Origin of the sequence: Microbacterium sp. NPDC056736, from assembly GCF_042790415.1 — a bacterium.
In the GTDB taxonomy this organism is placed as follows: domain Bacteria; phylum Actinomycetota; class Actinomycetes; order Actinomycetales; family Microbacteriaceae; genus Microbacterium.
The window spans coordinates 92238-113809 of sequence record NZ_JBHTZE010000007.1 but is presented as its reverse complement, the minus strand read 5'-3'; the positions used below and the strand labels follow the sequence as shown (position 1 = coordinate 113809).

Sequence of the window (21572 nt, the reverse complement as noted above, 5' to 3'; positions counted from 1 at the left end):
GTGATCTCCCTTGATTCGTGCCGGAACGTTTCCGTCCCGGAGAGAGTACCTCAAAGTGGACAACGTTTGCCACTATTTCCGAAACGCAGGTTGTGGCGATCTGCCACAGCGCTTCGCCGCCCCGCGATCCGGCCGTCGCTACGCACGCACGAGGGGCTCGCCGTGCAGGATCGGCGTCGCCGTGAGGGCCACGGAATCGCGCGCGCCGGGCTCGTCCAGCACGAGGGCGAGCGCGGCGCCGCCGAACTCCTCGAGCGGCACCTCGACGGTGCTGAACCCGGGCAGCACGTCTCCGAGCATCGGGACGTGGTCGAACCCGGTCACCTCGATCCCCGCTGCCCGGGACTCGCCGAGTTCGCGCAGGCGGGCGATGACGCCGACGGCCATCGCGTCGCTCATCGCGGCGATGACCTCGACGTCGTCGAGCCGATCGCCCAGCAGGTCGACCGCGCGGTAGCCCCCGTCGCGCGAGAACTCCGTGTGCACGATGTCGTCGTCCGGGATCTCGATCCCGCGGTCGGCGAGGCCCTCGACGAACCCGCCCACGCGCTCCAGCGCCGTCACCTCCGCCGACGGGCCCGAGACTATCGCGAAGCGCCGCTTGCCGGCATCCGCGAGTCCCCCGGCGAGCAGGCGCGCGGCGTGCCGGTTGTCGACCGTGACGGTCGGGAACCCGAGCTCGTTGTCGCCGATCACCACGATCTTCGCGCCGTGGTCGCGCAGCACCCTGAGCTGCTCCTTGACGGATGCCTCGCGCGCGGGGTCGGTCGTCCGGCTCGTCGCCATCACCACGGCGAGATGGCGTTCGCCGCGCAGCTGCGTGAGGATGTCGAGCTCGCGGGCGGAGTCGTCGCGCGTCGTGCGGACCGCGACCGAGATGCCGCGCTCCTCGGCCGCGTGCATCATGCCCGAGATCATCGTCGCCGAGCCGAAGTCGTCGATGTCGCCGACGATGAATGCGACGGTGCGGGCGCGTCCGCCCTTGATCGTCTGCGCGGCGGGGCTGACGGAGTAGCCCAGCGTGCGGGCGGCCTCCTCGACGCGGCTGCGCAGCTCGGGCGACCCGCTCTGCTTGCCGCGGACCCCGCCGTTGAGGGCGCGGGAGGCGGCGGGCACCGATACACCCGCCAGGCGCGCCACATCGGCGAGGGTGGGCGGCTTGGCTCCTGGCGTCATCGTCGTCCTTTCGCGGCTGATAACGCTATCCAGTATTGCCGATGCGATGCCGGGCGCGTGCCACTTCCACCCGCGCCGCAGCCCCGCTCCCCGCGACTCAGCGCACGACCGCGGTCACGGTCGCCAGGCGGCCGAGCACCTCCTGGCTGATGGAGCCCAGCAGGAATCGCGCGAGCGCGCCGCGGCCGTGCGAGCCGACCACCGTCAGCCGCGCGGAGCCCGCCAGCCCGTTGATGATCTGCGACGGGTAGCCGCGCTCCACCTTCCGCACGATCTCGAGGTCGGGGTAGCGCGAGCCGAGCCCGGCCAGCGAAAGGGCGAGGGCCTCGGCGGTGAGCTTCTCCATGTTCTCGAGGTACTCCGCCGGATACGACCCCATGTTGCGCGGCGCCTCGAGGGGCGTCCACACCGCCACGGCGATGAGCGGCTCGCCGAGGCGGTCGGCCTCGGCCGCGGCGAAGGCCACCGCCTTCTCCGACACCGGCGAGCCGTCGACCCCGACGACCACCCCCGACCGTCCGGCGGCGTCCGCGTCGGGAACCACGACGACCGGGCAGTGGGCTCCCGCCGCGATGCGCAGGCCGTGCGCGCCCCGGGCCGCCCGCGATCCCTGGCCTGGGTAGTCGCTGCCGATCACGAGCAGCGCCGCGTCGGCCGAGGCGTCCACGAGCTTCGCCACCGGGTTGCCGCGCTCGACGCGCGTACGCACGACCAGCCCGTCCGCGGCGATGCGCGACGCCTCGTGCTCCACGCGCTCGCGCGCCTCCTCGAGCGCGGCGGCGAGGACCGAGTCCTCCCCCACGGCGCCGACGGCGCCTCCCACGACGGTGACGAGCTCGAGCGGCCGCCGGCGCTCCCTCGCGCGCTGCGCGGCCCAGTCGACCGCGCGACGCGCGACGGCGGCATCCGTGATTCCGACGACGATGGCTTCACCCACGATGACTCCCCTCGGATGCCCCCAGGCTAGCGCCGGCGATCGCCTAGGTGCAGGCGGATGCGCCGTGACAAACACCTCGGCCGCGAACGCGGGAAGCCCGGGCGTCCGAGGACGGCCGGGCTTCCCGTGAAGAGGCGGCTACAGCGCGAGGCGCTCGCGCACGACGTCGGCCAGGGCGTCCGCGTGACGACGGGCGTCGTCCTCGGAACCGGCCTCGACCATGACGCGCACGAGCGGCTCCGTGCCCGAGGGGCGCAGCAGCACGCGCCCGGACAGCCCGAGCTCCGCGGTGGCGCGGGCCACGGCATCCTGCACGATCTCATCGCCCACGCGCGTCCGGTCGACGCCCTTCACGTTGACGAGCACCTGCGGGTACACCGTCATGACCGACGCCAGCTCGGCGAGCGTCTTGCCCGTGCGTGCCATCTCGGCCACGAGGTGCAGGCCCGTGAGCAGGCCGTCGCCGGTCGTCGCGAACTCGCTCATGATGACGTGCCCGGACTGCTCGCCGCCGAGCGAATAGCCGTGCTTGTTCATCGTCTCGAGCACGTACCGGTCGCCGACGGCGGTCGTCTCGAGACGGATGCCGTGGGCGTCCATGGCGCGGTGCAGGCCGAGGTTGCTCATGACGGTCGCGACGAGTGTGTCGTCCTTGAGGGCGCCGCGCTCCTTCATCGCCACGGCCAGGATCGCCATGATCTGGTCGCCGTCGACGATGCGGCCCTCCGCGTCCACGGCGAGGCAGCGGTCCGCGTCGCCGTCGTGCGCGATGCCGACGTCGGCTCCGACGCGGACGACGTGCTCGGCGAGCAGATCGAGGTGGGTGGATCCGACGCCGTCGTTGATGTTGAGGCCGTCGGGGTCGGCGCCGATGACGGTGACCTTCGCGCCGGCGTCGCGGAAGGTCTCGGGAGAGACTCCGGATGCCGCGCCGTGCGCGCAGTCGAGCACGACGTGCAGCCCCTCGAGGCGGTTCGGCAGCGAGCCGAGCAGGTGCACGACGTAGCGGTCCTCGGCGTCTGCGAAGCGGCGGATGCGACCGACGCCCGCGCCGGTGGGCTGCAGCTTCGGGCCGGCCATGGCCTGCTCGATGCGCGCCTCGACGATGTCGGGCAGCTTCACGCCGCCGGTCGCGAAGATCTTGATGCCGTTGTCGGGAGCGGGATTGTGGGATGCCGACACCATGACGCCGAAGTCGGCATCGATGTCGGCGATGAGGAACGCGGTCGCGGGCGTGGGGAGCACACCGGCGTCGTACACGTCGACGCCCGAGGACGCGAGCCCCGCCTCGACCGCCGCCGAGAGGAACTCGCCCGACACGCGCGGGTCGCGCGCGACGACGGCCGTGAGGCGCTTGCCGGCGGCGCGACGCGCCTCGGCCGTACGACCCTGGCCCAGGACGACAGCGGTCGCCTGGGCCAGGGTCAGTGCGAGATCGGCGGTGAGGGGGCCGTTGGCCAGCCCCCTCACCCCATCCGTGCCAAAGATCGGCATGCGGAGAGGAAGCCGATCAGCGCTTCGAGTACTGCGGCGCCTTGCGGGCCTTCTTGAGACCGGCCTTCTTGCGCTCGATGACGCGGGCGTCGCGCGAGAGGAAGCCGGCCTTCTTGAGGGTCGGGCGGTTGTTCTCGACGTCGATCTCGTTCAGTGCACGGGCGATGCCGAGGCGCAGCGCGCCGGCCTGACCCGAGGGGCCGCCGCCCGAGATGCGGACGATGACGTCGTACGCGTCGGTGAGGTTGAGCACCGTGAACGGGTCGGTGATGAGCTGCTGGTGCAGCTTGTTCGGGAAGTAGTCCTCGAACGCACGGCCGTTGACGGTGATGGTGCCGGAGCCCGGGATGACGCGCACGCGGGCGATGGCCTGCTTGCGGCGACCGACGGCTGCGCCCGACACCGAGAGCACGGGGCGCTCGGCGGCGACGGCGGTCTCGTCGACCTGGGACTCGGTGGAGTAGCTGCTGGGGGTTTCTTCGATGTTCGCCATCAGTGTGTCCTGTTCTGTGCGGCGCTTACTGGGCGACCTGGTCGAAAACGTACGCGGTGGGCTTCTGCGCCGCGTGCGGGTGCTCGGCACCGCGGTAGACCTTGAGCTTCGACAGCTGGTCGCGGCCGAGGGTGTTCTTGGGGAGCATGCCTCGGACGGCCTTCTCGACGGCGCGGACCGGGTTCTTCTCGAGGAGCTCCGAGTAGGTGACGGACTTGAGGCCGCCCGGGTAGCCCGAGTGACGGTAGGCCTTCTTCTGCTCGAGCTTCTGGCCCGTCAGCGCGACCTTCTCGGCGTTGACGATGATGACGAAGTCGCCCATGTCGACGTGGGGGGCGAAGGTGGCCTTGTGCTTGCCACGCAGGAGTGCGGCGGCGTGCGAGGCGAGGCGGCCGAGGACGACGTCAGTCGCGTCGATGACCAGCCACTCGCGCTGGGCTTCGCCAGCCTTGGGGGTGTAAGTGCGCGTCACAGTAGTGCTGCTTTCTTGATCGAACGGAGAGGTTCGTGAATCCCACTCCGGGGTGGTTCCGCCTCTCGATGAGAGACCGAACACGCCAGTGGAGGGCTCACGTTCGCGGTGCCGGGTCAGCTGAGCCGAACACCAAAGATCGATTCTACGGCATCCGGATGCCTCGTCCAAACCGCCAGCGCGCGCCCGGGCGCGGCAGGATCTCAGGGGGTGACGGGCTCCGTCGGCTCCGGCGCGGGAGCAGGCTGCGGTTGCTGCTCCTCGGCGGGCGGCTGCTCCTGGTTCGGAGGCGCCGGCTCCGGCTCGGGCGTCACGGGTGCCGAGTAGAAGCGGCGGGATGCCTCCTCCTCCGCTCGCAGCTGGTCCTCGCGCAGCGCGGTCACCGCGGCGGCATAGGCGAGCAGCTCGGCGTCGCCGCTCGCTCCCGCGCTCTGCGCGGCGCCGGCCGCGGCCGCCGTGGCGATGACGTCGTCTCGGAAGCTCTGAAAGGCGAGGTCGTTCTCGGCGGCGATCGCCTCGGCGGTGGCGGGGAGCGTCGCTCCGAGCGCACGCTGCGCCTCGGTCAGCGCGGTGACCTGCTGTGTCACCGCGGCGGTCGCGGCCTTCACCTCTTCGGTCGTCGCCGTCACGGCCGCGGAGTAGGCGCGGGCGTCCGCCGCCGCGTCCTCCGCGGACTGCACGTCGTCGATCGTGGTCACGTCGGGGGCGTCGTAGGCGGCCGGTCGCTCGGGCAGCGTCGTGCTGTCCAGAAGAGCGATGACGGCGGCCGCGGCCGCGTTCGCCGCGTCGAGCGCCGGCTGGTCGCTCATCCCCGCGACCGCTGCGAGCGCCGGCGTGGCACTGTCGGCCGCGGCGCGGGCAGCCGCGGCTGTGGTGTCGTACTCCGCGTACGCCGCCTCCATCGCCGGCACCGGCTCGTCGGCGGCGTCCGCGGCGGCCTCGAACTCGGCGGTCGCTGCGGCGAGCTCCTCGGCCTGCGCCTGGAGCAACTGCGACACCGTGATGCTCGCGGCGACGAGCATCAGGACGAGCGCGACCGCGATTCCCACGGACCACCACGTGCCCTTGCTCCAGGCCCGCATTCCACGCGGCGTCGAGGCGAACTCGCCCTGGGCGGCCTGCGCGGCCGCCGCCGCCTTCGCCGCGCGCCGCGCCTCGCGCTTCGTGGCGCGTTCAGACGGCGGGCGTCGCTCGGCAGATCGCCCCGGCGGCGCGACGGCCGCGGCTGCCCGACTCGGAACCGTGACGGCCTCGGCGCCTCCGGCCGCGATCGCCGCTGTCGCGGCGGCGTCCGGTGCGTACGCCGATGGCGGAGCGGATGCCTCCACCGGCACGTCTGGCGCATCGTCGAGAGGGATCAGCTCACCGTCGGCGTCGAACACGAAGAGGTCGTCGGGGTCGTACGAGAGCAGGTCGTCATCATCGAGCGCGAAAAGATCCTCGTCGGGCGGCATGGTGTCGGGGATCGCCGACTCGGCCGCATCCCCTGGCATCCGATCGGCCTCAGAGGGCACGCCATCGAACTCCGCGCCCGCAGGATCGTGCGCGGGCGCGGGATCCAGCGCGGGCGCGTCGAGCGTGGGCGCCGGTGTCTCCTTCGCGGGGCCAGGCGCGTCTACCGGATCCCGGCGCGGCGGTCGTGCGAAGAACTCGGCGAGCCGGTCGGCCGTATTCGGGTCGCGCGTGGGTCCAGGTGCGGCCGACGTCAGAGCGTCCGGGCCGAAAAAGCTTGCGAGAGCGCGCGCCCGATCATCGCCACCGTCGACTGGGGCAGTCTGCGGTGGCGTGCCTTCTTCACGGCTGGGTTCGCCGCTTTCGGGTATGCGGACCAACGGCGCGCGCCCTCCCTAAAAGTCACGGCCGAATCGACTCAGATTACACCCGCGGCTCGGTCACGCCGCGTGCGCCGAGGAATTCTCATCGCGAGCCGACGCATGTTGAGCCGCGTTACTCGGCCTGAGCGTCCGGAAAGCGTTCTTCACCGGGTGGTATCCTCGAACGGTCCCCGCTGATGGAGGGCGTCTTCATCCGCGCGTCCGCGCAGCGTTGAGCTTCTTCAGGGAGATGATCGGCACGTGACAGTCTGCGACCACCGAGCGCACGAGGGGCTCTGACGCGTGGCGATCGACGAGCGCCCGCAGACTCATGCGCGCCGCCCGTTCGACGAGCGGGTCGCGCCCACGCCTCGCACCTTCCCCTCCCCTGCGGCTCGCGTCCGCCGCTGGCAGCGTCTGTTCGCGGCGCTTCTCTCCATTACCGACACCATCGTCATAGCGATCGTTGTCTTCGGCGCACAAGTCGCGCGAATCGGTTTCGGCCAGGATCTCGTCATCGCGGGCATCCCCGATGAGAATGTCGCCGTCGCTTATACAGTCGTGTCGATCGTGATGGTGCTCGGCTGGGCGCTGTCTCTTCGACTGTTCGGCACCCGCGATCACAAGATCATCGGGACTGGCGTGGTGGAGTACAAAAGGGTCACCAACGCGACCTTCGCGTTCTTCGGGGTCTTCGCCATCCTGGCATTCGCTCTGCAAGCTCCTATCGGTCGTTCTTACTTGCTCGTCGCGCTGCCCGCAGGGTGGGCACTCCTGATTTTCAGCCGCTGGGTGTGGCGCAAGTGGCTCATAGGCCGTCGCCGGCGTGGCCGCCTCCTGAGGCATGCAGTGCTCGTCGGCGATCGCGCGAGCTCGATCCATGTCGCGCAGCAGATCCAGCGCGATCCGGGGTGCGGCTTGGAGATCGTCGGCGCGGTCACGGAACATGGCTCGACGGAGGCAGCCTTGACCGACGACATCCCTGTCATCGGCGACTGGAACAACGTGCTTGAGAACGTCGACCGCGCCCGAGCGGACACTGTCATCGTCACGGGCAACCACTCCCTCAATCCGCGCCAGCTGCGTGAACTCGGTTGGGGTTTGGAGGAGCGAAAAGCAAGCCTGATCGTGGCGCCCGCTCTCACCGACGTCGCTGGCCCTCGCATTCACTCGACTCCGGTGGCAGGTCTCCCGCTCATCCATGTCGACTATCCCGAGTTCACCGGCATCCACCGGTTCCTCAAGCGTGCTTCCGATGTCCTGGGCGCCGCGTTCCTCATCGTGCTGGCGTCTCCGATCATGATCGCCGTCGCGATCGCGGTGAAGGCTACGAGCCCAGGCCCAGTTCTCTACGGGCAGGAACGCATCGGCCGCGACGGCATTCCGTTCAAGATGTGGAAGTTCCGTTCAATGGTGGTGGGCGCCGACGATCAGCTCAGAAGCCTTCTCGATGCCCAGGGCACGTCAGACCGCCCGTTGTTCAAGATCGTCGACGATCCGCGCATCACCCCGGTCGGCAGGTTCATCAGGCGGTACTCGCTCGATGAGCTTCCCCAGTTCTTCAATGTCCTAGGCGGCACAATGAGCTTGGTCGGACCGAGGCCGCAGGTCGCTGCAGAGGTGGCACTATACGAGGGTGGAGCGCACCGCAGACTCTTCATGCGGCCAGGCATCAGCGGCCTCTGGCAAGTGAGCGGGCGATCTGACCTGGACTGGGACGACGCCATTCGCCTCGACCTCTACTACGTAGAGAACTGGTCTCTCACGGGCGACCTCGTCATCCTCTGGCGCACGCTTCGCGCCGTCGCAGCAACGGAAGGTGCCCGCTGATCACTAGTCGTCGAGCCCGTGCTCGAGAGTCGATCTTCGCGCGAGCAGACGTTGGTAGTACGCCGGCAGAACCTTAGCCCGGACACCTTATGACTCCAGAAGAACAGCAAGAAGTGAGCGAATGGTGGGGCGTCAGTTCTTAATCCGGCTGGTCGGGCTAGGGGCCGCTTCCCTGATCCAGGCGCTATGGCTCATCCTGCTCGCACGGCAAACGGGCGTCGACGCCGTTGGCGTCTACACAATTGTCACCGCGTGGTTTCTTTTTGCTTCATCAGTCTTAGGCCTCGGCATGGGCGCCTATGCCCTACGCCTTGGCCCTCAGTCGCTGAGTTCGGATCGCGCGGTGACCACGATGGCTTTGCTGCGGTTCGGAACCGTAATTGTGATCGCACTCGGCTGTGTCACCGCATCGAACCTGCTGGAGGTATCGCCACATGAGGTGGCTCTCATAGCCATCATGTACGGCGCCCTCGAGAGCATCACGGAACTGTCGCAAGGCGTTCTCTCTGGGCGACGCCGAGTAGTTCTAGCCGTCTCGCTGCTGCTTGTTCAACGCGCTCTCCCGCTAACCGGCTTGCTGCTGTATATGCTGACCGACGCGAGCACTTGGGTCTTCCTGGGGCTGGCGCTCGCGATCGTCGTGTCGAGTGCGAGTTTGCTAACGGTAGCGACGCGTCCCATCCCTGTCGCCCAAGTGTTGCGGCCAGCGCGTGGGTTCTGGGCTACCACTGTAGTTTCAAACGTGTCGCAGCTCGACACACCGTTGGTCGGACTGACCGCAGGTGTAAGCACGGCGAGCCTTTTCGGAACTGCTAACAGGTTGACGAACCCCCTCAACCTCGTCACCAGCGCACTGCTGAATGTTCTGGTCCCTGAACTGGTTGCGACCACGAAGCACGAATCTCGGATGGTCCTCTTTCGCAGAGTACGGAACATCGCCCTCATCCTCGGCGCAATTCTCGTCGCCCTCGCTTATCCTCTGGGCATGCTTGCGGTCACGCTCCTCGGTCCGGAGTTTGAGGCAATCATCCCTTTCGTCATCGGGTTTGTCGTGGCAGCCGCGCTGAGCGGCGTGAGCCGGACGTACCAGGCGGGGCTCTTCGCTCTCGACCATGCCAGACAAGTAGCGGCCGGGATCCTCGCGGGAGCCCTCACGGGCCTCGGGCTGATCGTCGCTCTCGGTACCCTCGGGAATCCGGCGGCTGTTGCCCTTGCACCGCCCATCGCCCAAGTCGTAGTTCTGCTTTGGCTTGCAGTCGCCTGGCGTTCTGCGCTACGCGACGCGCACACGGACGAGAATTGAAGGACGCAAATTGTCAATAACCGTACTCCTCACGGTCGCGATCAGTCCCAACGTCTCCGGCGCAGTTGCCGTTCGGAACATCGATGTACGCCGCGCGCAGTACACGGAGGCTGTGCGTAGTTGGATTCCCTTCCTGAAATCGACTGGTGCCACCCTGGCGTTGGTGGAGACGACGGGCTCATCCCTTGACGAACTCTCCACGTCGCTTAGTCCCGTGCCAGGACTCGTCGACACGCTGAACGTTGGTGTTCCGGCCGATGAGCGAGCTCGCGGCAAAGGGGCGGCTGAGTTTTACGCCGTCGAGGAGTACTTGTCTCTGCGCAACCCCAGCGGAACCATTTATAAGGTGACCGGCCGACTTCGGCTCAGAAACGCTGCGAGAGTTATCAGCGAACTGGGTTCAAATGAGATCCGCGTTCGAGGACTGCCCAATCGAGCGTACATCGACACACGCGTTGTCGGAGCGGGTGCCGAAGCGTGGAAGTTTGTAACCCCTATGGTGCGCGCAACTGTCGACGACGCGGCGGGCATCTACGCTGAACACGCTTTAGGTGCCGCCATTGCTCAGGGCTCATCGCTCGGGGCTATCACCGCGTCACGGTTCCGCCACGCTCCGCTGATTGTTGGGCAGTCAGGAAGCACTGGCGCTCAGTACGGCCGCCTGCGCACGGACCTTGCCCGCGCCGTTCTTCGGCCTGGGGAAGACCTCCTCGCTTGGTTGGCGGCGCACAAGCAGGTGTAGGACCTTGGGCGTGACATCAGGAGTCGCCCTTCAACAGTGCTGCGGTGAACCGACTCGATCCAAACCCGGCAAGCGGCAATGGAGCGGGCGCCGCCAGCGATTTGACGAGCGCCGCACGGAGCTCCGCCGTATCGAGCCGGCACCAGTATGCCCGGGTTCTACCGAGGATCTTCGCATCCCGCCGGAGCGAATGGGCGCCCGCGAGAACAAGGCGCGTGCCAGCCGCTGCCGCCTTGCTTACAACGCCACTCGGACCTTCGTTCGTGTGGGCGGCAACAATGCAATCAACCGCGCCGATCACGGCGTCGAACTCTCTGTCGGTGAGCGGACGGTTCCATTGAATGACAGAGACGCCTGCGTCACGCAGATCCGACAACGCTGCGTGCGCCTTTGCCAACGCCGAGGGTTCAATCTTGCCCGCAAGAAGCAGGTTGGCGCCGGTGACACCCAGAAGGGACCGGCCCACGAGTTCGAGATTCTTTCGCTCAGTTATCGACCCGACAACAGCGACCCAGTGCCCGTCCGCGACGTCGAGCAACTCTGATCGAACGCGGTTGACATCGTCGATCGTCGCGGTCAGAGTCACGGGATCATGAACCCATTTGCCGAGCCCAGGAGTGCGCCCCAACGGACTACGCAACGCGTATGCGGCAACCCCAGCACGGCAGTTGGCCGCCAGTAACCGCAAGCGCTTGACGCCTGTAATCGCCGCCTCGCGAACCCAATTCCCGTTGGGTTGCGCGCTTGGCCGCATGGCCAGCAGGTTCAGTCTTCCCTTCCCGCGCCAACCGTGGATGATCGACTCCCAGAGGTATCGATCACCATCCGGAATGACTGTTATGTCAGCGTCGAGCGTCCTTGCCATTTCCGCGACTTCTGCGAGCGACAGTTCTGTGTCCACGAGAACGACTTCCGCCAGGGAAACCGAAGACCCAATGTGCACAGCCCACTCGTCACTCCCGACCGCGGACGCCGATGTAGAGACCCGGACGCCGTACCCGCGCGCACGAGACTCTGCAATCAGCAATGAAACGTAGTAAAGCCTGTGCCCGCGGTGATCCGGTTCATGCACCATTACCGTAGTCACCGATTCACTGCTCCGAGGACTGGTCCGCGGAAGCAACGTTGATCTGTTCCACATGAGCTCTTTGCGCCTCTAGTGAGTCGAAGCGCGACCCGATCCGGGTGGCCGGGTTGCCCGCCATGATCGCGAACGGATCGACATCTCTGGTCACCACTGCGCCGGCCGCAATGATCGCGCCATCGCCTATACTGCAACCTGAGATGATCGTTGAACCATAGCCGATCCAAACATCGGTGCCAATGGTTACCGTGTCTCTCGGGGAGGATTCGCGTTCGCCGACCCATATCCCTTCATTGACGGGCACTCCAACCTCGTTGGTTCGATGGTCGTCACGGCCAACGATGCCCACGTTCGCGGCGATGAGTGTGTGGTTTCCAATTGAGCCGCTTACCTCGATTGTGCAGCCCCGGCCAACCCACACATCGTCGCCAATAGTAAGCCCGTGGAAGGACCGGATTACGCTGCCCGAACCCATGCGGAAGCGACGCCCGACGGTAACTTCCCCATGTATGGCGAGTCTCCGATACGCACCCTGCCACATCGCCCGCACCCAGGACCCGCCAGGGATTCGATCAAGCCGTCCTCGTCCTCTAGGCATTGATCTCTCGCTGCTCGCGGTTACGCAGTGCGTTCTCGAATCCTTCGGCCATCGCGGTCGACGAATACCTTCGGCCGACAGTGGCGACGATCTCCTCGTGGTCCCATGCCGAACCGAGGAAGGCGTCGACCAGGCGTTGCGCCAGCGAGTCCGCATCTCTCGCGCGGAAAAACTCGCCGTTCTCCCCTGGATGGAAGAGTTCGATCTCTGGCGCATGTGGCTCGTCGTCGGCGACCAACACCGGCACCCCGAATCCGAAGCTCTGCGTCAAACTAAGTCCGGCGTAGCCGGGCGAGAGCGAGACCACGGCACTCGAGTAGATCTCGCGAAGCAACGCGTAGTCACCAACGTGACCTCGAAACTCTATCCGATCATGCAAACCGAGCTCCTCAGCGCGGCTTCGGAGCGGGTCCAGCAGAGATCCTTCGCCAACGTAAACCAGACGAGCGTCTTGTGGCAGCCGGGGTAGCGCGATCGCAAAGGCATCGAGTGCGAGTTCCGGACGTTTCGACGGTTCCAATCGTCCGACAACGAGCGCAAGGTTTCTTGCGGTTAGCCGCGACCACCCGAGATCCTCCACGGGATAGAGCCCGTTTGCGGCGACCCATACCGGTGTTGCGGGGTCCTCGGATCGAACGATGCTCGAGTCGCTCCAGGTGTAGCTAATGACGCCGTCCGCCATCCGTCGCATCGCGCGACGCAAGGGCACTGTGCGCGCTCCCGCCCCTTTTCTCGGCAGAATGTGACCCCACACGAGGGTTCGCCTCTTGCGCAGGCGTCCCGTAAGCAACGCCGCCCAAGCTGTCAATGATCGTGGATTGAGGTCAACGACAACGACGTCTGCGTCGGCGAGCTTTCCGATTACACCTGATTGCCAAAGGAGTCTCCTGCCGACCAGTCCGTACGATGCAGACACGTGAACTCCGGGCCGGCGCAGAGTTCGAACGGTTTCGTCCAAGTGCGTCGAGCCCGCGCGAAACTCGATCACGTCTCCCGACGCGGTGAACGCGTCCCGAAGGTGATCGATGAAGTTCGATCGGTACTCGGGCAGGACCGCTACTGCTACGACGGCGCGCATGACGGCGAACCTTCCTTTGGATGGGAGTGCCGGACATCGGCTGGGGACGACCTCTACGGCTTCGCGGTGTAGCGTACGGTGGTGCAGCGACCGCGTCGAATCACTCTTCTTAGCCTACACTTCCCGCCTGAAGCGACCGGGAACGCGCCGTATTCTGGCGGGCTAGCTCGCGCCCTGCAACAGCAGGGATTCTCCGTCACAGCGATCACCGGCCAACCCCACTACCCAGAGTGGAGATTCAGGGAAGGCCACAGCGAAATCACTGCCGTCGACCGAACAGATGGTGTCACAACCAAACGATTGCGGCACTTGCTGCTGCGGCCTCCGCGAGGTCTTCGCAGACTCATTTCGGAGATCTCGTTTGGCGTTCGTTTGCTCCTCGCACGGTGGGAGTCCCCCGACGTGGTGGTCGCCGTTTCGCCGGCGCTCTTCGCCACTGCGATGGCAGTGGTCCGCGCAAAGGTCTCTCTCCGACCGAAGCCGGTGGTGGTCTGGGTTCAGGACATCTACACCCTCGGCCTACAGGAGACAGGGGAGGGTGGGCGACTCGCCGGACGTGTCGTTCGAGCTGTTGAGCGGGGCACGCTGAAGCGCGCGGATGCAGTGGTGGTGGTACACCCAAGGTTCGAGGAGTTCGTTACGACGCATCTTGGAGTCCGCCCCGAGCGCGTCTTGGTGATCAGGAACTGGACCCACCTCAGACCGGCTCCGCCAATTGACAAGGGGGACGCCAGGAGTCGATTGGGGTGGCAGGTGGAAGGTGAAACTGTCGCAGTCCACACAGGAAATATCGGTCTGAAGCAGGGTCTGGAGACCATCGTCGACGCCGCGCGGCTGGCGGACGAAACCGAGAATGCGATCCACTTCTTCATCGTTGGGGATGGTTCCGAACGTGAGTCTCTCCAGCGTCGAGCGCGCGGTGTGCGGCGATTAACCTTCGTCGATCCAGTGAGCGACGACGACTATCCGAAGGTCCTCGCCGCGGCCGACGTCCTGGTCGTCAACGAAAGGCCCGGCGTCTCTGGAATGGCCGTCCCTAGCAAATTGACTTCATACTTCGACGCACAGCGCCCCGTGGTCGCGGCGACCGATCCGACAGGAACGACAGCCTCGGAGGTCCGGCTTGCCGAGGCCGGAGTGGTCGTTCAGGCAGGTGACCCCGAAGCCGTGATAGCCGCCATCACCAGCCTGTCCAACGACACGACGCTGGCCGCACGACTCGCCGCGAACGGGAGGCGATACCGCATGACCGAGCTGGATGAGTCGGTCGCGGTCGAACGGTGGAAATCTGCCATCACCAGCGCGACCATGCGGCGAACTGCCTGCAAGACGCGGCGATAGGCTGGATTTGTCATGCACACCCGGCGTCGCACTCGCGCGCCCCAACCCCACGAGGCAAGTTTGACGAAACGCGCGCTAATCACCGGCATCACTGGTCAGGACGGCTCCTATCTCGCGGAACTCCTGCTCTCCAAAGGATACGAAGTGCACGGGCTTATCCGCCGAGCGTCGACCTTCAACACCGCCCGCATCGACCACCTCTACGTTGACCCGCATGATCCCGAGGCGAAGCTCTTCCTCCACTACGGCGATCTGAGCGATGGAGCTCGTCTCGTGACGCTCCTTGCGGAGATCAAACCTGACGAAGTCTATAATCTCGCCGCTCAGTCACACGTCCGCGTATCGTTTGATGAACCCGAGCACACAGCAGATACCACGGGGACAGGGACCATCCGGCTTCTTGAAGCGGTTCGTCTCTCCGGGATCGAAACCCGCTTCTACCAGGCATCCTCTTCGGAGCTCTACGGCGCAACTCCTCCCCCGCAGAACGAGGACACGCCCTTCTATCCGCGTTCGCCGTACGCCGCCGCAAAGCTCTACAGCTACTGGATCACCAAGAATTACCGCGAGGCATACGGCATGTTTGCGGTGAATGGCATCCTGTTCAACCACGAGTCACCGCGCCGCGGTGAAACTTTTGTGACTCGCAAGATCACGCGCGCCGTCGCAGCGATCAAGGCGGGCAAGCAGGAGCACGTCTATATGGGAAATCTGGATGCTGTGCGTGACTGGGGCTACGCAGCAGAGTATGTCGAAGGAATGTGGCGCATGCTCCAGACAGACGACCCCGAAGACTTCGTGCTCGCCACTGGCCTCGGCATCACGGTGCGAGAATTTCTGGAGATCGCCTTCGACCATGCCGGGCTCGATTGGGAGCAGCATGTCCGTTTCGACGAACGGTACCTGCGGCCGACTGAGGTCGACGCTTTGATCGGTGACCCGACGAAGGCGCGCGACCGGCTCGGATGGACGCCAACGATCGACGGCCGTGAACTGGCTAAGCTCATGGTCGATGCCGACATCGAAGCCCTCGAACACGCCGGGCGACACTGGATTGACCGCGTCTCACTGAAAAGTTGGGGAACACGATGACCGCCCCCGACGGAGTCGAGTACACGCCTGGTGAGCTCGACCGAGATGCAACTTTCTATGTCGCCGGCCATGGGGGGCTCGTAGGCTCCGCGATCTGGCGCCGGCTTCAGGCATCTGGGTTCAACCGCCTGGTGGGAAAAACCTCAGCTGAACTCGACCTCAAAGATCGCGACTCCGTGTTTGCGTACATGAGTGAGATCAAGCCCAGGTACGCCGTGGTCGCCGCGGCGAAGGTTGGTGGAATCCTCGCAAACAGCACGTACCCGGTCGACTTTTTGAGCGACAACGTGCGGATCCAGACGAACGTTCTGGACGCCGCGCGCGCAAACGAGGTCGAGCGAGTGGTATTTCTCGGCTCGTCCTGCATCTATCCCAAGTTCGCCCCCCAGCCCATCCGTGAGGATGCGCTCCTCACGGGTCATCTCGAGCCGACGAACGACGCTTACGCGATCGCGAAGATCACGGGCATCATGCACACTCAGGCGGTCCGGCGGCAGTACGGCCTTCCGTGGATCTCAGCGATGCCGACAAACCTCTACGGGCCGAATGACAACTTCTCGCCAAGCGGCTCGCACGTTCTACCCGCCTTGATTCGCCGCTACGACGCGGCCGCTCGATCGGGTGCCACTTCGGTGACGAATTGGGGAACCGGTAACCCACGCCGCGAGTTCCTCCACGCAGACGACATGGCCGACGCCGTACTGCACTTGATGGAACACTATGACGGGCCTGAGCAGGTCAACGTCGGCACGGGATCGGACGTCACGATCCGTGAAATTGCAGAGACAATCGCCAACGCCACCGGATTCACGGGTGAGACTAAGTGGGATACCTCGAAGCCTGACGGGACGCCGCAGAAATTGCTCGACGTGTCGAAACTCGCCGCAGCCGGATGGACATCGCGGATAAGCCTGCAGGCTGGACTTGAGCGCACCGTGGCCTGGTACCGCGAGCACATTAGCCACATTCGAACTTAGTCGCCACAGTTCGAAAGGTTGAGCTGGCTTACCAGCGATGGAAAACCGGCTGGCTTCCGGCACGCTCGGCAGACCTACCGGCCGCGCGTTCGCACCCATCTCGAGTATCCCTCGATCCAAGCGAGTTTCGAGCCACTCGCCGTGGTTGCGTGCGCGTATCCGGGATCGAGTCTTTGGCCGACGCCGGTCGGGGATTAGGCTTGTCGCGTCGAAACTACGTCGGGATGTGGACGCTTCCCGATGACGACTGAAATCTTCAGCGGATGGAAGATTGAAGCTCGAAAGCGTTCTGAAGTGGTGCGACGTCGCGCGGCGGACTGGAGCGCTGGGTGGCCTGAGAAGCCACGAAGACGAAGACCACGAGCCCGGGGATCAGGTAGGTGCGACCGGGCGCTGAGACAACCTCGGACATGGACAGGCTCAGCACGATCCCCATGACGGCCGCGGCGTAGCAGGCGCTGACCACATCGTCATTCTTCATGAGCGCCGCAAGTAGCGCCAGGCCGAACGCGATCGCCCCGACTATTCCGGCTGAAACTAACAGCTCGGGGACCAGGCTGTGTGTGGAGTAGTTGGAGAGGATGAAGGGGACGGAGACCGCAGTCACCCAATAGGACGAGCCATAGCCAAAGAACGGTTGCGCGCCGAACAACGAGGACGCGTGCTCCCAGAGCAGCGCACGCCCGGTGAGGTCGAACCCAGTCCACCCCAGGTACGGGATCGCCGCGACGACCACGCCAACGCCTACTGCTGCTACCCGCACTAGCAACGGCCTGCCGAACCGAACCGAGATCTTGTACGCGACCGCCATGCCGATGCCCACCATGAGCGAGTAAAGCCCCGACCGGCTGGTGCTCAGGTCGACAAGGATGAATCCGGCGGCGGTGATGGCAGCGAAGGTGATGACACGCGCAGAGGCAAGAAGCGACACCGAGCAGGCTGCGGCGATGAACATGCCTAGCGCGTTGCCTGTGGCCACGGCTCCGAGCGATTCACCCCACAGGGAGCACTTGTCCGTCCGGCATGCCCCGATCATCCGCTCTGGCAGAAGGATCGTCAGGACCGACACGGTGACAAGTGAGATGACCACTCCCGTCGAGGCACCTGACTTTATCGCCGTGAAGCTCCAGCCGGCCCTTGGCGCGATGAACGCGGGCAGGAACACAGAGATCGACAGTAACGTCATCAAGAGTGAGCCACCGCCAAAGGCGTGGGCCAGGAGTATCCCGAAGAGCAGTGACAGCCAGATGCCGGCGGGGACGACTCCCGCGCGCGTGTGGAGGGCGCCGACCACCATAACGGCGCCGGTAAGGATCATCGGCAGAGTTCGCGCGAGCGAGACATCGTCGGCCGTAAGCTGCACCAACTCGAAGTTCGCGAGTGTTCCAATACCACCGGCCCCGAAGACCGTCATGGACCACCAGAACTCGGGGTAGCCGCGGCTGCTAATCCGCGCCCGGTCGATGCGTAGTGCCACCAGCCAGACGGCGACAGCGGCGAGCAACACAACGACAGGAGACACCGACTCATCGTACTGGGATCACGGACCCGACCCTTGATGCGTGCCCTCAGGGCGACTCCGTTCCACGCATACTGACCGCCTGCCCGAGAGTCCAACCTACTCATGCTTCTACGCGCGCATACTGCGTTGGCACCGAGTCTCACAGATCATCACCCGGTGTACTTCCATGTGGTCCGCTTGATGGTCTTCGGCCACGTGTTGCACCGAGCGCCTTCGACCGCAGGCTCCGCACTGTGACTTAGCATCGAATTGATTGCGACGGGCGTCTTCCTGGTGACATCGAAGGAGCAAGGGTGTTCGAGATACTCACGGTGTGCACGGGCAACGTCTGCCGCTCACCACTTGCACAGACGCTGCTCAGCACACGCCTCGCCGCATACGCACCATTCGTGCACAGCGCCGGTACTCAAGGACTCGATGATGCGCCTATGACCGCCGAGACCCAGCGCCTCGCGCTCGCACTGGGGGTGACGGCCGACGCCGCGAACGGGCACCGATCGCGATACCTGACCGGCAATGACTTGCGCTCCCCGGACTTGATCCTCGCGATGAGCCGCGAGCACCGCCGCCGCGTCGTGGAGATCGCTCCGGGGCGCCTACGCTCCGCGTTCACCCTGCGGGAGTTCGCACGGCTCGCGACTGATACGCCCGATAGCGAGATCGCGACGGCATCTGTGGCCGGCGGAGCGGATGGGCGCGCCCGAGCCCGCGCTGCCGTCGCAGCCGTCGCCGCCCACCGCGGCATTAGCCCACCCCCAGCAGACCCCGCCGAGGACGACATCATCGACCCCTACCGGCGGTCGTGGGAGACATACCAGCTTTCGGCCTCCCAACTGGTTCCTGCCGTCGACCAGGTTGTGCGGGTCATGTCGATCGCGATGACTGCGTCCTAGTGAACGCAACGCGACCCTCAACCGCCGCCGAAACGAACTGAAACCGCCTAGCCGCCACCCGCGCCGGGATCCGGCGGCTGCGGCAGGAGGGGATCGGTGGGCTGGGCGGGATCGGTCGGGTCAGTGGGAGTTGTCGGGTCGGTCGGCGACGTGGGGTCGGTCGGCGCTGTCGGATCCGTCGTCCCGCCGCTTTCCCCTTCCGTGACCTGGCGCCGCCGTTCCTCTTCCTCGCGGGCTCGCTGCTCCGCGATGGCGCGTTCGGCGCGCGCTTGGTCATCCCGCAGAGCCTCTACAGCGGCCGCGTATGCAGTAAGCGTGCCCGCAGACTCTGGCGTCCTGAGCCCGCTCGCAGCGACAGCATCGGCTGTGGCAATCACCACTTCTCGGAAGTCATCCAGTGCGTTCGGATTCTCATTCGCGATAACTTCAGCGCTCCGCGGAAGCGTCGCCGCGAAAGTCGCCATCGCTGTAGCAAAGGTGCGGCGATGAGCGGCAATCTCCGCCTCGAGATCGGCGACGCTCTCTGAGAGCGCCTCGACCTCGCCCGAGTGGACTGCTATGGCATCGATTGCGGACCCGATGGAAGCGAGAGACTCCTCGTCGACGGCGGTTGCCGCCGGTGGTTCGATGCCCGCGGGTACAACCATTGCCTCGAGGGCCGCTGCGAAGTCGACCCGAGCATTCTCTGCAGCCGCGCGCGCCACCTCATCAGTGGCCTGCGTTGCCCCGACGAGCGGCCCCTCGAACTGCTGGGCGTACGCGATGCCCTCGCTCCGCGTCGCATTGACACGGTCGATCGCGGAATTGACGGCTCGGATCTCATTGGCCAGCACTGCCTCGTTATGGGAGAGCGTGCGAAGAGCATCTCTTTCGGGTGACGACGAAGCGAGTGCCGCCCACGTCACGACAGCGGCCACAACCAGGGAGATCACTGCAAGCACCGCGGTGGTCAGGTTGAGCACATCTACTCGGTTACCCACGCGCCTGACACGGGCCGGACCCTCAACCGGACCCCCGCCCATCGCCATCGCGCGTCCACGGCCGCCGACGAGGGCCTGAAGCGCAGGCGTGTCGTCGACCGGGGCGCACACGGTTGATGGCGCCGATCGAGGCTTCTCGAAAAGACTGTCGACTGATTTCGATTCTCGAAGTGTCGCCATAGCGGGATCCGCCGCAGCGCGCGAAGGCGCCTCTCCGGGGAAGAGATGGGAGAGGGAGGTCACTGGTTGCCGTCCGAGGTGTGCGAGGATCAGAGGTACTGATCGGCGCCGACGTCCGACACCGTCCCTCAGGATAACCGCGACGCGTCGCCGATGTCGCGGACCTGTGGGGGATCATTGCAGCTTAAGGACTATGTCGCGCTTCTGCGACGCAGTTGGCTGGTTATCCTCGCGTGCACCACCATCGGCGCATCGGTAGGAGTAGCCGCCGCTTTCCTTGCCCCGACGCTGTACCAGGCGACGACACAACAGTATGTCTCGGTCCGCAACAGTGGCGACGCTGGCGATCTCGCGCAAAGCACGAGTTACGCACGGCAGGCCGTCACAAGTTACGTCCGCGTCATCCCCACGGCAATCGTGCTGGACCCAGTAATCAGGGATCTCGGCCTCGACATCACCTCGGAGCAGCTTGCCGACCGGATTGCGGCATCCGCTCCACCGGACACGCAGCTCATCACTGTCACGGTGACCGACGAGAACCCGAGCCAAGCCGCGCAGCTCGCCAATGCGATCGCCGAGAGGTTCGCGGAAGCAGTTGCTACCCAGCTGGAGGCGCCCACAGGTGCTGAAGCGGAGAGCAAGGTGAGCGTGGAGACGCTCGCCGCAGCTAAGGTGCCCACCGAGCCGTCGTCTCCCAACCTACGGCTCGACTTCTCGCTCGGTCTGCTCATCGGCCTTGGCGCCGGAATCGGCCTCGCCGTGCTGCGCTCGGTGCTGGACACTCGCGTGCACACCGTGTCGGACGTCGAGGGCAGCATCAGCGCACCTATCTTGGGCGGGATACCGTTCGACCCCGACTCCGCTGACCGACCTCTCGTCGTCCAAGCGTCCCCGCGCGACCCACGTTCTGAGGCCTTCCGTCGCATACGGACAAGCGTCCAGTTCCTCAACATCGAGTCAGGCACCCCGAGCTTCGTCGTCACGAGTTCCGCGCCGGCCGAGGGCAAGTCGACAACCGCAGCGAATCTAGCCCTCACCCTCGCCGAGACCGGCATGCGCGTGGCCCTCGTCGATGCTGATTTGCGCAAGCCGCGGGTGGCCGATAATTTCCACGTCGAGGGCGGCGTGGGTCTGACTGACGTGCTCGCAAGGCGGGTTCCGCTCTCGAGCGCGATGCAACCATGGGGACGCAGCAAACTCTTTCTGCTGCCGGCCGGCACGCTGCCTCCGAACCCCGCTGAGGTGCTCGGCTCGATGGCGATGTGGCAGACGCTCGAAGAGATGCGTAGGGCATTCGACTACATCATCATCGACGCGCCTCCGCTGCTTGCCGTGACCGACGCAGCGGTTGTCTCGCGCTTGACGACCGGCGCGATCCTCGTGGCCGCGTCGGGCTGGACGCGGAAGCCCCAACTGGCTGCAGCCGCGAAGGCACTCGAGTCAGCGGACGCGAAGCTGCTGGGGGTCGTGATCACGAAACTTCCGACCAAGGGGCCGGACAGCGCCGCGTACAGCCAATACACCTACGGGGTGACGCACGCCCAGCACTAGGGGCCTCGCTGGCTT

The 21572-nt window shown here is 65.7% G+C and carries 19 protein-coding genes; 8 read left to right on the top strand and 11 right to left on the bottom strand.

Going from position 1 to position 21572, the window contains the following annotated elements; genetic code table 11:
- Nucleotides 1–138: 138 nt before the first annotated feature.
- The 6 genes from ACFRAL_RS14310 to ACFRAL_RS14285 form a co-directional block, all read right to left on the bottom strand.
- Nucleotides 139–1176, bottom strand: coding sequence for a LacI family DNA-binding transcriptional regulator (locus ACFRAL_RS14310; protein ID WP_336398132.1), 1038 nt, complete (start codon nucleotides 1174–1176; stop codon nucleotides 139–141).
- Between the two features lie 97 nt (nucleotides 1177–1273).
- Nucleotides 1274–2113, bottom strand: a complete 840-nt coding sequence (locus ACFRAL_RS14305) for a universal stress protein (RefSeq protein WP_378884037.1) — start codon at nucleotides 2111–2113, stop codon at nucleotides 1274–1276.
- A gap of 138 nt (nucleotides 2114–2251) precedes the next feature.
- Nucleotides 2252–3607, bottom strand: a complete 1356-nt coding sequence (gene glmM / locus ACFRAL_RS14300; protein ID WP_378884034.1) for a phosphoglucosamine mutase — start codon at nucleotides 3605–3607, stop codon at nucleotides 2252–2254.
- A gap of 16 nt (nucleotides 3608–3623) precedes the next feature.
- Entirely contained in the window at nucleotides 3624–4100 is a 477-nt protein-coding gene (gene rpsI, locus ACFRAL_RS14295; RefSeq protein ID WP_336398129.1) for a 30S ribosomal protein S9, read from the bottom strand.
- 25 nt (nucleotides 4101–4125) lie between these two features.
- A complete protein-coding gene (gene rplM, locus ACFRAL_RS14290) occupies nucleotides 4126–4572 on the bottom strand; it encodes a 50S ribosomal protein L13 (protein WP_336398128.1) in 447 nt (148 codons plus the stop codon).
- A 203-nt stretch (nucleotides 4573–4775) separates the two neighbouring features.
- Entirely contained in the window at nucleotides 4776–6065 is a 1290-nt protein-coding gene (locus tag ACFRAL_RS14285; RefSeq protein WP_378884029.1) for a hypothetical protein, read from the bottom strand.
- A 624-nt stretch (nucleotides 6066–6689) separates the two neighbouring features.
- Here ACFRAL_RS14285 and ACFRAL_RS14280 point away from each other — a divergent pair.
- The 3 genes from ACFRAL_RS14280 (at nucleotide 6690) to ACFRAL_RS14270 (ending at nucleotide 10261) form a co-directional block, all read left to right on the top strand.
- The gene (locus ACFRAL_RS14280; protein ID WP_378884026.1) at nucleotides 6690–8216 is read left to right on the top strand and encodes a sugar transferase; all 1527 of its coding nucleotides are present in this window, start codon (nucleotides 6690–6692) and stop codon (nucleotides 8214–8216) included.
- Nucleotides 8217–8337: 121 nt separating this feature from the next.
- The gene (locus ACFRAL_RS14275; RefSeq protein WP_378884023.1) at nucleotides 8338–9519 is read left to right on the top strand and encodes a lipopolysaccharide biosynthesis protein; all 1182 of its coding nucleotides are present in this window, start codon (nucleotides 8338–8340) and stop codon (nucleotides 9517–9519) included.
- A 214-nt stretch (nucleotides 9520–9733) separates the two neighbouring features.
- Complete coding sequence (locus tag ACFRAL_RS14270) at nucleotides 9734–10261, top strand: hypothetical protein (RefSeq protein ID WP_378884020.1); 528 nt, start codon at nucleotides 9734–9736, stop codon at nucleotides 10259–10261.
- A gap of 16 nt (nucleotides 10262–10277) precedes the next feature.
- Here the strand turns inward: ACFRAL_RS14270 and ACFRAL_RS14265 are convergent, their stop codons facing one another.
- From ACFRAL_RS14265 to ACFRAL_RS14255, 3 genes are all read right to left on the bottom strand, one after another.
- Complete coding sequence (locus tag ACFRAL_RS14265) at nucleotides 10278–11162, bottom strand: hypothetical protein (RefSeq protein ID WP_378884018.1); 885 nt, start codon at nucleotides 11160–11162, stop codon at nucleotides 10278–10280.
- A gap of 190 nt (nucleotides 11163–11352) precedes the next feature.
- Entirely contained in the window at nucleotides 11353–11649 is a 297-nt protein-coding gene (locus tag ACFRAL_RS14260; protein WP_378884016.1) for a DapH/DapD/GlmU-related protein, read from the bottom strand.
- A gap of 286 nt (nucleotides 11650–11935) precedes the next feature.
- Nucleotides 11936–13021 (bottom strand): glycosyltransferase, encoded by a 1086-nt coding sequence (locus tag ACFRAL_RS14255; protein ID WP_378884013.1) that lies wholly within the window; start codon nucleotides 13019–13021, stop codon nucleotides 11936–11938.
- Between the two features lie 78 nt (nucleotides 13022–13099).
- On the opposite strand from ACFRAL_RS14255, the gene ACFRAL_RS14250 reads away from it, so the two are divergent.
- Genes ACFRAL_RS14250 through ACFRAL_RS14240 form a run of 3 tightly spaced genes read left to right on the top strand, consistent with a single transcriptional unit; the run spans nucleotide 13100 to nucleotide 16431 of the window.
- Nucleotides 13100–14362, top strand: coding sequence for a glycosyltransferase family 4 protein (locus ACFRAL_RS14250; RefSeq protein ID WP_378884010.1), 1263 nt, complete (start codon nucleotides 13100–13102; stop codon nucleotides 14360–14362).
- 60 nt (nucleotides 14363–14422) lie between these two features.
- On the top strand, nucleotides 14423–15454 hold the full coding sequence (gene gmd, locus ACFRAL_RS14245; protein ID WP_378884007.1) for a GDP-mannose 4,6-dehydratase: 1032 nt from the start codon (nucleotides 14423–14425) through the stop codon (nucleotides 15452–15454).
- Nucleotides 15451–16431, top strand: a complete 981-nt coding sequence (locus tag ACFRAL_RS14240) for a GDP-L-fucose synthase family protein (RefSeq protein ID WP_378884004.1) — start codon at nucleotides 15451–15453, stop codon at nucleotides 16429–16431. The genes gmd and ACFRAL_RS14240 overlap by 4 nt, the downstream gene beginning before the upstream one ends.
- 256 nt (nucleotides 16432–16687) lie before the next feature.
- Here the strand turns inward: ACFRAL_RS14240 and ACFRAL_RS14235 are convergent, their stop codons facing one another.
- Nucleotides 16688–17953, bottom strand: coding sequence for an O-antigen ligase family protein (locus ACFRAL_RS14235; protein ID WP_378884002.1), 1266 nt, complete (start codon nucleotides 17951–17953; stop codon nucleotides 16688–16690).
- Nucleotides 17954–18246: 293 nt separating this feature from the next.
- Here ACFRAL_RS14235 and ACFRAL_RS14230 point away from each other — a divergent pair, with 293 nt between their 5' ends.
- The gene (locus ACFRAL_RS14230) at nucleotides 18247–18846 is read left to right on the top strand and encodes a low molecular weight phosphatase family protein (protein WP_378883999.1); all 600 of its coding nucleotides are present in this window, start codon (nucleotides 18247–18249) and stop codon (nucleotides 18844–18846) included.
- Nucleotides 18847–18893: 47 nt separating this feature from the next.
- Here the strand turns inward: ACFRAL_RS14230 and ACFRAL_RS14225 are convergent, their stop codons facing one another.
- Nucleotides 18894–19808, bottom strand: coding sequence for a hypothetical protein (locus tag ACFRAL_RS14225; protein WP_378883996.1), 915 nt, complete (start codon nucleotides 19806–19808; stop codon nucleotides 18894–18896).
- Nucleotides 19809–20183: 375 nt separating this feature from the next.
- On the opposite strand from ACFRAL_RS14225, the gene ACFRAL_RS14220 reads away from it, so the two are divergent.
- The gene (locus ACFRAL_RS14220) at nucleotides 20184–21557 is read left to right on the top strand and encodes a polysaccharide biosynthesis tyrosine autokinase (protein ID WP_378883993.1); all 1374 of its coding nucleotides are present in this window, start codon (nucleotides 20184–20186) and stop codon (nucleotides 21555–21557) included.
- Nucleotides 21558–21572 lie beyond the last annotated feature (15 nt).